This is a genomic window from Mesorhizobium sp. M0802, assembly GCF_040320115.1.
Taxonomy (GTDB): domain Bacteria; phylum Pseudomonadota; class Alphaproteobacteria; order Rhizobiales; family Rhizobiaceae; genus Mesorhizobium.
This window is the reverse complement of record NZ_JAMYOY010000024.1, coordinates 31,684-44,259: the sequence shown is the minus strand read 5'-3', so window position 1 is coordinate 44,259 and position 12,576 is coordinate 31,684. Positions and strand designations below refer to the sequence as shown.

Genomic DNA, 12,576 nt, shown 5'->3' with positions numbered 1-12,576 from the left:
TTACCAGCAGACAAAACCGCCATCGACGATCAGGTCGATGCCGGTGACGTAACTCGCGGCGCGGCTGGCCAGGAACACGGTCGGGCCGACCATCTCTTCCGGCGTCGCCATGCGCCCCATGGGCGTGTCGCGTTCGAAGATCTTGATCTGTTCGGCGACCTCCGGCCGCTTGTTCATCGGCGTCAGCGTGTAGCCTGGGCTCACCACATTGACGCGCAGGCCGCGATCGGCCCATTCCATGGCGAGGCTTTTCGACATGTGGATGACCGCCGCCTTCGACGAATTGTAATGCGCCTGGGTCAGGCCGCGATTGACGATCGAACCCGACATGGAGGCGATGTTGATGATCGAGCCCTTGCGCCGCGTCAGCATGGCGCGCGCTTCGGCCTGGCAGGACAGGAACACGCCGCTGACATTCACGTCGTAGATTTTCTGCCATTTCTCCAGCGACAGCGTCTCGGCGGCCTCGGCTCCTGCAATGCCGGCATTGTTGACGGCGATGGTCAGCGCGCCGAGCTCCTTTTCCGTGCGCTCGACTGCGGTCGCCAGGTCGGCCTCCGACGTCACCGTCCCGGTCAGCACCACCGCCTTGCGGCCAAGCACGGCGATCCTGTGCGCGGTCTCATCCAGCCCGCCTTTCGAGGCATGGCCGAAACAGGCTATGTCGGCGCCGGCTTCGGCGAGCCCGATGGCAATGGCCTGGCCAATGCCGCTGCCGGCGCCTGTTACCAGCGCTACGTCGCCGCTAAGATCGAATAGTTTCATGTTGTTCCCCCTCCTGAAATGAAGGGGCGCCAGTCTTTGCTGGCGCCCCGCGCGGTCCGGTCCTTGGGAGGATACCACCTGCTGCGCTTTGTTCCGACTCCTGTCCTCAGCTCGTGGCGAGTTCCATCACCGCGACATTGCTGGCCTCGCTGCGGCCGAGAATGCCGCGCTGGCGGCCGCGGCTCAGCACCAGCACGCGGTGCGACAGCCCCAGCACCTCCTCGAGGTCGGAGCTCACCACCACCACCGCCATGCCGGAACGGGCGAGGTCGGCGATGACGTCGTAGATCGCAGCGCGCGCACCGACATCGATACCGCGCGTCGGCTCATCGAGGATGAACACCTTCGGCGGGCGTGACACCCATTTGGCGATGATCACCTTCTGCTGGTTGCCGCCGGAAAGCTTGCTGACCGCCTGGCCAGGTTTGCCCTTGACCCCGAGCCTTGCGATGCCGGCTTCGGCGAATTTCTGCACCGCTTTCGGAAACACCCAGCCCTTCGGCGCGACATGGTCGAAATTGCCGAACGCCAAATTCTCGCCGATGGTCTGGTCGAGCACGACGCCTTGCGCCTTGCGGTCTTCCGGCACCAGCACGACGCCGGCCTTGATCGCTGCCGCCGGCCCGCTGAGATGCACCGATTTGCCGGCAACGCGCACCGAGCCCGACGAGATCGGATCGGCGCCGGCGATCGCCCGCACCAGTTCGGTGCGGCCGGCGCCGATCAACCCGGCAATGCCGAGGATCTCGCCTGCTTTGACCGAGAAGGAAACGTTGTTGAAGCTCTTCTCCGGCGAGGACAGGTTGTCGACCTCGAGCAGCGTCTCCTCGCGCGGCGGCGTCAAGTGTGGGAACATCCGCTCGACCGAGCGGCCGACCATCTGCTCCACTACTGTGCGCACGGGAATATCGGCGCGTTCGTGGCGGGCGACGATGCGTCCGTCGCGCATCACAACCACGCGGTCGGCAATCTGCGCGATCTCGTCGAGACGATGGCTGATGTAGATGAAGGACATGCCCTCCGCCTTGAGCTTGCGGATCTGCTGGAACAAAAGCTCCGTTTCCTCGCCGCCAAGCGCTGCGGTCGGTTCGTCGAAGATCAGCAATTCGGCATTGAGCGTCAACGCCTTGGCGATCTCGACCTGTTGCTGGGCGGCGATGCGCAGCGTGCCCACCTTGCGCTCGGGCGAGACGTCGAGGCCAAGCCGCTTCAACTGCGCCGAGGCCTTGGCGTTCATCGCTGCGCGGTCGATGCGGCCGCCGCGCATCGGCAGGCGCCCGACATAGACGTTCTCCGCCACCGACAGATCCGGCAGCAGCTTCAGTTCCTGATGGATCATGCCCACACCGGCATCGATGGCGGCGGCGGGCGAGGCGGGGGAATAGGGCTTCCCCCGCCAGATGATGGTGCCCGCGTCGGGCCGGGTCGAGCCGGCGATGATATTGGACACCGTCGACTTGCCGGCGCCGTTTTCGCCGAGCAGCGCCACAACCTCGCCCGGCCGCACCTCGAAGCTCGCATCGGCCAGGACCTGGACCGGTCCGTAGCTCTTGCAGAGGCCGTTGACGAAAAGCCCGTTGTGCGGGCTTTCGCTGTGGCGAGGATCAGGAGACATCGTGGCGCTCTCTCTAAGCGGTGCCGCAGGTTACGGGTGCTTGGCGATGAACTGCTCGACATTGTCCTTGGTGGTCAGCGTCGCATCCTGCAGCTGCTCGGCCGGAACGCTTTCGCCGGCCACCAGCTTGATCGCCGCATCAACGGCGAGCCGGCCCATGCCTTGCGTCTGCTGCGTCGCGGTGACGTCGAACACGCCGTCCTTCAGCGCCTTGAGTGCGGCCACGTCGCCATCGAAGCCGGCAACCCAGACCTTGTGGCCGGGATTGGCGACCTTGACCGCCTGTGCCGCGCCCAGCGCCAGCGCATCGGCCTGGCCGATGACGATGGAGACATCGGGATGCGACTGCAGCAGGTCCTGCGTCAGCTTGAAGCCTTCGTCCTGGTGCCAGCCTTCGCTCCACAATTCGCCGACCACCTTGATATCGGGATAGGCCTTGAGCGCTTCGCCGCAGCCCTTCGAGCGATCGACTTCCGGCGTGGTGCCCTTCTGGCCGTGGATGATGATCAGTTCGCCTTTGCCGCCGGCCTGCTTGGCGATGTAGTCGCACACCGCCTGCGCCGAGGCGACACTGTTGGTGGCGATGAAGGTGTCGCCGGGCGCGCCGTCGGCGTTGCGGTCGACATTGACGACCGGGATGCCGGCAGCCTTGGCGGTCTTGGTCGGCACGGTGGCGGCTGTGGCGCCGGCCGGAATGTAGATCAGCGCGTCGATGTTCTGCGTGATCAGATCCTGGACCTGGCTGACCTGGGTCGCTGAATCGCCCTTGGCGTCGACGGTGACGATCTCGATGCCCTTCTCCTTGCCGTAGGCTTCGACCGACTGCTTGATCTGGTTGAAGAAGTCGGCCTGCAAATTGGCCACGGCGAGGCCGAGTTTCTTGGCCTCCTTGGCCGAGGCCATGTCGGTCAGCCCGAGCAGCGGAATGATGGCGGCAGCGGCGAGCAGCAGTGAACGTTTGGTCAGCATGTTTTTCCTCCGTTGATAGTCAAACTGTCCCGCCAGCGCACCGCGCCCCTTGGAACATCCCAGTTTCGGATCGACCGATCCGTCTATCGCCCGGACGCTCCGGGCGAATTCTCAATTGTGCCCCGTTCTCTATCGCGCCCTGCGCCGCCAGGTATCGCTGGCGACCGCCAGCGCGATCACCACGCCGATCACCACCTGCTGGATGAAGGGCGAGACGCCGAGCAGATTGAGCCCGTTGCGCAGCACGCCGATGATGAGCACGCCGACCGCGGTGCCGCCGATCGAGCCGACGCCGCCCGACAGGCTGGCGCCGCCGATCACCACCGCCGCGATGGTGTCGAGCTCATAGCCGAGGCCGGAACTCGGCTGCACCGAATCCAGCCGCGCGGCAAGCACAATGCCGGCAAGACCCGCAAGCACGCCGCAGATGGCGTAGACCCAGTTGGTCAGCGACTTCACCGGAATGCCGGAGAGCCGCGCCACCTCGGCGCTGCCGCCGATGGCGTAAAGGCTGCGGCCGGTGGCGCGGTAGTTGAGGAAGATGGCGAAGACGATCGCCAGCACCATCATCACCCCGACGGTGACCGACAGGAAGCCGAAATGGCGGATGATCGACAGGCTGGTGAACCAGTCGGGAAAGCCGACGATCTGCGAACCGTCGGTGATCATGTTGGCAAGGCCGCGCGCCACCGACATCATCGCCAGCGTCGCGATGAACGGCGGCAGCCGGGTGACGGTCACCAGCAGGCCGGACACCAGTCCGCAAAGGCCGGCGACGACCAGTGCTGCAACGACGCCGGCGGCAAGGCCGAGATTGAGATAGTCGGGGTGGGCGACGAAGCCCATCACCATGGCGGCCAGCGCCAGCACCGAGCCGACCGAGAGATCGATGCCGCCGATCAGGATCACCAGCGTCATGCCGATTGCCATGATGCCGAGCACGGTGATCTGGTCGAGTACGTTGAGGATGTTGCGCATGGTGAGGAACGTGTCGGTGGTCAACGTCAGCGCCAGGCAAAGCAGCAGCAGCCCGATCAGCGGCCCCATGGTTCCGGCAAACAGCGCCGAAAGCTTCGCGGCCGTCGCACCTTGAGTGCCGGGCGCGGCTTTCAACTCGCCAGCCTTCGACTCGCTTGCATCATTACTCACGGCCACTTCGTCTCCTCCGTCAGCGAAACGGCGATGGCCTGCCGTCCGCTCTTGTTCACCAGGCACCTCCCTGTGAACAATTTATCTTTGATATGCAATTTTGTTCAGCTAAACTGTTCATTAGAAAATTGTCAAGAGCCGTTGCGCCATTCGGCGAAGGTTTGCGCCACCGGGCGGTTTGTCCTAGGGAAGGCCAGGGGGCGGCGCTTTGCGGAAAAGATTTCCGAAATCTGCCGCGGGAGGGCAAAAGATGGCGACCGTCGAAAATGAGAAGGCCTCGCGCTTCCCCGATGCCGAGCTGAAGGCCCGCGCTGCCTGGCATTACTATGTCGAGGGCCTGACGCAGGAGCGCATCTCCGAGATTCTTGGCGTCGGCCGCATCAAGGTGCACCGGATCCTGTCGGCTGCCCGCGAGGAAGGCATCGTGCAGTTCCGCATTCGCGACAGTGTCGTCGAATGTGTGCAACTCGAGGAGAGCCTGAAGCAGCGCTTTGGGCTAAGCCAGGCGGTCGTGGTGCCGTCGGCCGCCGACCGCAGCAACGCGCCGCTGATGATCGGCCACGCGGCTGCCGCCTATCTCGCCGACAACGTCAATGCCGGCGACGTCATTGCGCTGGGCTGGGGCCGGACGCTGAAATTCGCCATCAACGAATTGCCGAGGCGGCCGATTGCCAGGACGACGGTCGTCTCGATGCTCGGCGGCCTCACCCACGCGCAGCCGCTCAACCCGACCGAAAGCGCCTGGGAGTTCGCCGAAAAGATCGGCGCTGAATGTTTCCTGCTGCCGGTGCCGGTCTATGCCGACAAGCCGGAACAGCGCGATGCCTTCATGAGCCAGCGCAGCGTTCAGGATGTGGTCTTCCGCGCGCGCCGCGCCAACATCGCCGTGCTCAGCGTCGGCTCGTTTTCCAAGGACAGCCCGATCGCCAATTACGGCTTCATCAAACCGAGCGAACTCGAGGAATTGCAGGCGGCCGGCGCGGTCGGCGACCTCTTGTGCCATTTCATCGACGCCGAGGGCCACCCTGTCGACCATGAGGTCAACCGCCGCGTCTGCGCCTATCCGCTGCAGGATCTGTCCGATATTCCGAGCATCATCCTGGTGTCAGGCGGTCAGGAGAAGGTCGCCGTCATGCGCGCGGCGCTCGCCAACACCAGGATTACGGTGCTCATTACCGATGAAGATGCGGCCAAAGGCCTGCTCAACCGTTGAGCGCTGTCCGGCGTCGGTCAGAATTCGCAGGGCTCCGGACGACTGTCGTCCGACCAGTCGGCCAGTGCGATCGGCACGAATTTTCCCGCGACCGGTTTGCCGTCGTCCAGGTCCTTTGAGGCAACGCCTCTGCCGGTGAGAAAATTGATGTCGCAACCGCCCAGCGTCGTCTCGACCGAGCCGTCGGCTTTCTGCACATTCCAGTCCCAGTCGCGACTGTAGCCGGCGACAAGGAATTTACCGCCGCGCCAGACGATGGTCAGCGTTGTATCCCATGATTTGTTGGCGCCGCAGCCGAAGCACGAGGTGACGACAAGCGATCCCTTGCCCTTGCTTTCGAGCCCGAGAATACGGTCCTGCGTCAGCGCCTTTTTGACAAAGTCAGGCTTGCGCGAAGGATCGAGCTTTCCTTCGCCGGCAGCCAGATAGATCGAGAGATCCGCCAGCCCGCTGTCGGAATCCGCCGCGATCGCGGCCCGATCCATCCTGCCGTCATTGTCCATGTCGAGCGTGACCTCGAAGGGCGGCTCGTCCTGCGCACGCGCCGTCATCGGAGCTGCCGCAAGCGCGACAATCCAGGGCAGGGCGGCAAGGTGAAATACTGCTTTCATGAGCCCGATGAGTCTAGCATTGGCCGGGCAGGACGCAAAATCGGCAAGCTGGGCAGGTTGGGCATGGGAGCCTCACGCAGGCAAGCTGCGCTTGAACTCAGATCGCACCGAGCCGCGCGTGGATGTCGCGTGTCGCGTGATAGAGGTCGCGGTAGATCGCCTTGCGCGCCCGGTAAGCCGGCACCAGCGTCATATCCGGATCGACACGCCTGGCCGGCGCCGCCGCCATTGCCTTGGCGGCGTCTTCCGCCGAGGCGAACCAGCCGATCGCCGAAGCCGCCAGCATGGCCGCGCCAAGGGCCGCCGCCTCGTTGACCGGCGACACGAACAGCGGCCGCTCCAGCACGCTGGCCATGATCTTCATCAGCAGCGCCGAATTGGTGCCGCCGCCGGCGGCAATCATCTCTCCCGGCTTGCCGCCGCTTTCGGCCTCCATCGCCTCGCTGGCGATGGCCTGCTCCAAAGCGATGCCTTCCAGCGTGGCGCGGAAGAGATGCCTGGGCTCATGGTCGAGCGAAAGGCCAACAACGGCGCCGCGCGCCGCGCCATCCCAATAGGGGCTCATGACGCCGGCCCAATAGGGCATGACCAAAAGACCGTCGCCGCCGGCCGCAACATCGACCGCACCCTTCTCCAGTTCTGCCGCGGAAGACGCGCCGGTGGTGCGCACGATCCAGTCGACCAGTTGCATGCCCGAGCGCAGCACGGTTTCCAGCATGAAGCCCGAGCCGGTGGGCGAGACAAGCGTGCGAAACGCGTCCGATGTGGTGACCGTGCCGGAATAGCAGCCGCTGACGACGCCGGAGCCGAGCGAGAGATAGCTCTTGCCGGCACCATAGACGCCCATGCCGAGACCCATGGCCTGGCCATCGCCGGCGCCGGCGACAATTGGCGTGCCCGCTTTGAGGCCAGTCAGCTGGGCAATGCTTTCGGCAAGGCCGCCGCAGATTTCGCCTGGGCCGATCAGCGCCGGCAACTGCCGTGGCTGCAGCCCTGCAGCCGCGACAAGCTCAGGGTGCCATTCGCCTGTCGCGACATCGAGCAAGCCGAGCGGGTCGGCACTTGCCGTGCTGGTAACCAGCCGTGCGGTCAGCCGGTGAACGAAGAAGCCATGAACATCGACCAGGGCGGCGGCGTTGGCCAGCACCTGCGGCTGGTGTTCGGCCAGCCAGGCGATGGCATAGAGCGCCGGCGTCGGATCCGGCGGCTTGCCGCTCCAGTCGCGGATCGTCTCGCGGCCAAGCTCGGCCGACAGCCTGGCGACTTGAGGCCGGGCGCGCTCGTCAAGCCACAGGATCGCCGGGATGAGCGGCGTGCCGGCCTGATCGATCAGGGTGAAGGTCTCGCGCTGATGGGCTATGGCAATTGCCGCCACGCGCGCGGCGCCGACCTTGTCGGCAACCTGCTTCAGCGCACTGATGAGGGCTGCCCACCAATGTTCGGCATCCTGCTCGAAATGGCCGGGCTTCGGATTGGCCAGCGGATAGGCCTCGCGCGCCTGGAACAGCTCCGCGCCGTCGCGGGTGAAGGCGATTGCCTTCACCGCCGTCGTCGAGGCATCGATCCCGATAACGACATCGTCCATCACAGGGAGATCCCGAAGGTTCAGGCGGCGTTGGTCACAAACTGTCCGTCCGACTGGTCGAGACGGCGGCGGATCTGCGTTATCACCATCGAATCGTCGGGTACACAATTTTCATAGGTGAGGAAGTCGCCGGTCTTGACCGGCTTGACCACCTTGGCGCGTTCGGCAATCCCGAGCGGCAGCGCGCCCTTGGCGCGGGCGTCCTCCCAGGTCATGGCGAAGCCGCGATAGTCGTTCTCGCCGATCATGCCGAGCGATTGGCCCGCGCCGAGATCGCTTTTGGCCACCGCCACCGCTTCGGCGACCGGATGGTCGAGCGGCTCCATGTCGGCGCGTTTGTAGACCACGGCGCGAGCCGCCGACAGTGGCACTTCAAGGCTTGTCAGGTGATAGGGACGGTAGATCGTGAAATAGGGGCCCTTGCCGACCTTGAGGTCGACCATGCGCTCCAGCACGCGCGGATGCCTCGTTTCGATGATGCAGAACACGCCGGGCGCCACGCCCTTGCCGATGGAATAGTCGACCACGCCCTTGCGGTGCAGCACGCCGCCATCCTCGCGCGGGCAAAGCACGCTGGCCAGTTCCTCCAGCGTCGCCGTCGGGCCGTGCATGCCCGGCACGTCGGGCACCAGCCCGGTGGCGTTGGCGATAGCCACCATCTCGATCGCCGTCTTGGAACCGTCGACGAACTCGACCAGCATGCGCGCATTCATGTTGCGCTCGGCCGCTTCCTTCTCGTAGTCGGCGGGCATGGCGTCGATCTTGAGCGGGTTGTTTTTGCCCTTGCCGGCGGCGATGATGTTGAAGCCGAGGCTCTTGGCGAAGCCGATGATCTCCAGCGTGCAGGCGGGTTCGTCGCCGGCCGCACCGGTGTAGACCACGCCGGCCTTGCGCGCTTCCTCCTTGAGGAAGCGGCCGATCGTAATGTCCGCCTCGACATTGAGCATAACGATGTGCTTGCCGTTCTTCATCACTTCGAGCGCAAACAGCGTGCCGATGTTGGGATTGCCTGTCGCGTCGATGATGACATCAATGCGGCCGGCCGCGGCCAGCGCATGCAGATCTTCGGTGACAGCGATCTTGCCGGCCTCGATGGCGCGGTCGATGGCAGAGGCGTTCGCAGCCTGGACGATGCCGGAGCGGTCATAGCCGGCGAGCAGTGCGGCATCGATCGCCGCTTGCGGCCGCACCTCGGAAATGGCACCGATCCGCATGCCCGGCATCAGCGCCACCTGGACGACGATGTCGGTGCCCATCTGCCCGGCGCCGGCGAGTCCGATGGTGATAGGCCCTTGGGCTTCAGCGCGCTGCAGAAGTTCCGCTGCAAATTGCGGATGGGCCATATCGCTTCCTCCAGTCATGACGCGCCGCAGCGTCAAATCATCATTTTGAACATTCCTATTTCCATTTGAAAAATATTTCAACCCGCAAATCGGAGAATGGCTGCAGGGCCAAATCTCCCACGGAGGATTCGTGGGGTGACAGCTTCATGCTGGGCTTGATCTCAGCCGATCTCTAGGAAAGGCTTGCCGAGCAGGTCGGGCACGACATCGATGCCGAGGCCGGGCCCGTCGGGAATGCCCATGTGGCTGCCGGTGACCGGTGGGGCGTTGGAGGCCGTGCGCACCGTCACCCACTCATGGAAGGCGATGGCGTGCAGCCGGCGTTCTTCCGGCGTCGACAGCGACAGATGCGCCATCGCCGCCGTGTCGATCTCGGCGCCGCCCGTATCCTCGACGGTGATCATGAAACCGAGATCGACGGCGACGTCGCGGATTTGCCTTGTCCTGGTTACGCCGCCAAGCCGCGAGATCTTCAGCGTCAGCCCGTCGGCGGCGCCCAGGCGATGGATTTCCAGCATCGCCTCGAGCGAGATGACGCTCTCGTCCAGCACCATCGGCTTGTCGAGCATGCGGCGCACCGACATGTTCTCCTCGATCGTCGTGCAGGGCTGCTCGAACGTGTAGTCGATGCCGCGCGTTGCATCGGCGAACTGCCGCGCCTGGTAGGGTGTCCAGCCGGCATTGGCGTCGCAGAAAATCACCGTGCCTTTCGGCACGGCCGAAGCGACTGCGCTCACCCGCTCGATGTCTTCATGCACATTGCCGCCGACCTTGACCTGCAGCCGGCGGCAGCCCTGGGCGATGATCCTTTTGGCCAGTGCCGCCATCTGGTCGAGCGTGCCGTGGGTGACGACGCGGTAGGTCTCCGCCATGTCGCTCTCGCGGCCGCCAAGCATGGTCACCAGCGGCACGTCGGCGGCCCGGGCCGCCAGATCCCAGCAGGCCATGTCGAGTGCCGACTTGATGTAGGGATGCCCCTTGAACACCGTATCCATCAATCGGCCGATGCCGGCGAGGCCACGCGGGTCCTGGCCGATCAGGTGCGGCGCGATCTCGACCACGCCCGCGCGCGTTCCCGCCGGAAAGGCGGCCGAATAGAAATTGCCGAGCGGCGCCATCTCGCCCCAGCCGGTTACGCCGCTGTCGGAGGTGATGGCGACGATCACCGCATCGAAGCAGTCTGCAACCCGCCCCTTGGACATGCGGTAGGGCCCGTCCACGAAGGGCTGCACGACGCGATAGGCCTTGATGGTTTTGATCTGCACTTGTCTGTCCGTTGTCTCTAGGCGTTGAGGAGGGTCAGCCCTTCGATGTTCCGCTGATCGAGGCCACGCGCATAGGCAAGCAGCTCTTCGAAATCGAGGTCGATATGCTCGCGCGCATGGCGCTGGGCAGCGCGCATGTCGGCGCCCTTCAAGAGCCGCACATAGGTTTCGTGGAGATCTTCGGCCGGCACCGGCTCGTTGCGGGCCCGCTGGTGCAGGGCAAAGTACATCTGCAGCCGGCTGGTCAGCCGCTGCCAGGTTTCCAGCAGCACCGAATTGTCGGCCCATTCATAGATCAGCCCGTGCAATTGCAGCGCGGTCTCGATCTGGCGGGTGGTGTCGCGCGCGCGCGTCGCCTGCTTCACTGCCTCGTGCCGGCGGTCGAGTTCGTCGAAGAAGCGCTGGTCGCGCAGCTTCCATGTCCGCTCGATGGCGAATTCATCGAGCACCTTGTTCAGCGAGTAGGCGTCGTCAATGTCCTTGGCGGTGACATCGATGACGAAGGTGCCGGCATAGGGAATGCTGGTCAGGATGCCTTCCTGCACCAGCTCGCGCATAGCTTCGCGCAAAGGCGCGCGGCTGACCCGCATCTGCTCGGCGATCCTCAGCTCGCTCAGCTTTTGGCCGGGTTCCAGCTGGCCGATCAGGATCGCCCGCCGCAACAGCGCAACGATCTCGGCTCGGCGTGTCGTATCCGCGATCGGATTGAAGTCCAGCTTGGCCATTCCGTCACTCCAGTGAGAGCCGGAAACAGACAAGCAGATTGTCGACAATCCTACAATATATTCCGGATTCTTGTGCCTTGCGGTTACCCAAAAACGGCGTGCGGCGCTCCATAAAAAAACGGCGCCCTCGGCGTGGAAGCCGAAGGCGCCGCAGGACCGGGGCTGATGGGGGTTATCAGCTGGCCGGTTTCTCCTGGGGCAACGGCGAGATCGGCATTCCTGGTCCGATCTTCTGCAGATTGCCCGTTATCACCTGGTCGCCTTCGGCAACGCCGCTGAGGACCGCCACAAGGTCGCCGCTGGTCGCGCCAAGCGAGACGATGCGCTGGTCGACCGTGTTGCCCTTGCCGACGACATAGACATATTTGCCGAGCTGGCTCGAACCCAGCGCCACCTGCGGCACCATCAGCGCGTCGGGCAGCTGCTTGATGTGCAGCCGCACGCGGACATACTGGCCCGGCAGCAGCGAGAACTTCGCATTGCCGATGGTGGCGCGCGCCGTAATCGTGCCGGTCGAGTGGTCGACCGTGTTGTCGATGAAGGTGAGTTCGCCCTTCTGGCTGGCTTCGGTCTCGCCGGGCAGCAGCACCTCGACCTCGATCGGGCCGGCGGCGCGGGCCTGTTCGATTTCGGCCAGGTCCGTCTCGCTCGGATTGAAGGTGACGTAGATCGGGTCGAGCTGCACCAGCGTGTTCAGCACCGTGCCGGCGACGCTGACCAGCGTGCCGACCGAAGCCTGGTTGCGGCCGACGCGGCCGGCAAACGGAGCGTGGATTTCGGCGTAGCTCAAATTGAGCTCGGCCGTCCGCACCGCCGCCTGGTTGACGGCAAGCGACGCTTCGGCCTGGCGCAAGGTGCTCGTGCGCTGGTCGAACCCGTCCTTGGCGAGATAACCGCTCTTGGCGAGTTCGGAGCCGCGGCCGAGATTGGAGCGTGCATAGTCGAGGCTCGCCTGGTCGCGCTGCACTTCGGCCTTGGCCTGGTCGAGAGCCGCCTTGAAGTCGTCGGGCGAGATCTTGTAGAGCAGATCACCCTGGCGCACATCGGCGCCGTCCTCAGCCGTCTGCTCCTGCAGATAGCCGGGCACGCGGGCCTGCAAGGTGACGCTGCGGATCGCCTCGATGCGGGCGGCGTAGTCGAGATAGATCGGGATCGTCTTCTTGACCACGCTCGTCACCGGCACCGGCATGACGAATGCCGCAGGTGCTGCCGTCGCTGCCGCCGTGCCGGCATTGAGGCTGAGATTGCCCATGTCGAGGAAGTGGACGCTTGCCACCGAGATCGCTCCCAGGGCGACGGCCGTTCCCAAAGCTATTTTCCATTTACGCATTTTGGT

General features: G+C 64.7%; 11 protein-coding genes. 1 reads left to right on the top strand and 10 read right to left on the bottom strand.

Features of this window, described 5'->3' with window-relative positions:
- From NKI10_RS26810 to NKI10_RS26795, 4 genes are all read right to left on the bottom strand, one after another.
- Entirely contained in the window at positions 1-765 is a 765-nt protein-coding gene (locus tag NKI10_RS26810) for an SDR family oxidoreductase (protein ID WP_023701501.1), read from the bottom strand.
- Positions 766-871: 106 nt separating this feature from the next.
- A complete protein-coding gene (locus NKI10_RS26805) occupies positions 872-2,380 on the bottom strand; it encodes a sugar ABC transporter ATP-binding protein (RefSeq protein ID WP_023668530.1) in 1,509 nt (502 codons plus the stop codon).
- Positions 2,381-2,410: 30 nt separating this feature from the next.
- Positions 2,411-3,349 carry a sugar ABC transporter substrate-binding protein gene (locus tag NKI10_RS26800; protein ID WP_023684414.1) on the bottom strand — a complete coding sequence of 313 codons (939 nt, stop codon included), beginning with the start codon at positions 3,347-3,349 and terminating at the stop codon, positions 2,411-2,413.
- A gap of 129 nt (positions 3,350-3,478) precedes the next feature.
- Positions 3,479-4,462 (bottom strand): ABC transporter permease, encoded by a 984-nt coding sequence (locus tag NKI10_RS26795; protein ID WP_050587056.1) that lies wholly within the window; start codon positions 4,460-4,462, stop codon positions 3,479-3,481.
- A 286-nt stretch (positions 4,463-4,748) separates the two neighbouring features.
- Between NKI10_RS26795 and NKI10_RS26790 the strand changes: the two genes are divergently transcribed.
- On the top strand, positions 4,749-5,711 hold the full coding sequence (locus NKI10_RS26790) for a sugar-binding transcriptional regulator (RefSeq protein WP_023745534.1): 963 nt from the start codon (positions 4,749-4,751) through the stop codon (positions 5,709-5,711).
- A 17-nt stretch (positions 5,712-5,728) separates the two neighbouring features.
- Here NKI10_RS26790 and NKI10_RS26785 read toward each other — a convergent pair whose 3' ends face one another.
- From NKI10_RS26785 to NKI10_RS26760, 6 genes are all read right to left on the bottom strand, one after another.
- Positions 5,729-6,322, bottom strand: a complete 594-nt coding sequence (locus NKI10_RS26785) for a hypothetical protein (protein ID WP_023745533.1) — start codon at positions 6,320-6,322, stop codon at positions 5,729-5,731.
- A 97-nt stretch (positions 6,323-6,419) separates the two neighbouring features.
- Positions 6,420-7,907 carry a xylulokinase gene (locus NKI10_RS26780; protein WP_023804345.1) on the bottom strand — a complete coding sequence of 496 codons (1,488 nt, stop codon included), beginning with the start codon at positions 7,905-7,907 and terminating at the stop codon, positions 6,420-6,422.
- 20 nt (positions 7,908-7,927) lie between these two features.
- Positions 7,928-9,250, bottom strand: a complete 1,323-nt coding sequence (locus tag NKI10_RS26775; RefSeq protein WP_023804344.1) for an NAD(P)H-dependent oxidoreductase — start codon at positions 9,248-9,250, stop codon at positions 7,928-7,930.
- A gap of 161 nt (positions 9,251-9,411) precedes the next feature.
- The gene (locus NKI10_RS26770) at positions 9,412-10,515 is read right to left on the bottom strand and encodes a mandelate racemase/muconate lactonizing enzyme family protein (protein ID WP_023696609.1); all 1,104 of its coding nucleotides are present in this window, start codon (positions 10,513-10,515) and stop codon (positions 9,412-9,414) included.
- Between the two features lie 17 nt (positions 10,516-10,532).
- Positions 10,533-11,240, bottom strand: coding sequence for a GntR family transcriptional regulator (locus tag NKI10_RS26765; protein WP_023704855.1), 708 nt, complete (start codon positions 11,238-11,240; stop codon positions 10,533-10,535).
- Between the two features lie 175 nt (positions 11,241-11,415).
- A complete protein-coding gene (locus tag NKI10_RS26760) occupies positions 11,416-12,570 on the bottom strand; it encodes an efflux RND transporter periplasmic adaptor subunit (protein ID WP_023687079.1) in 1,155 nt (384 codons plus the stop codon).
- Positions 12,571-12,576: the final 6 nt, after the last annotated feature.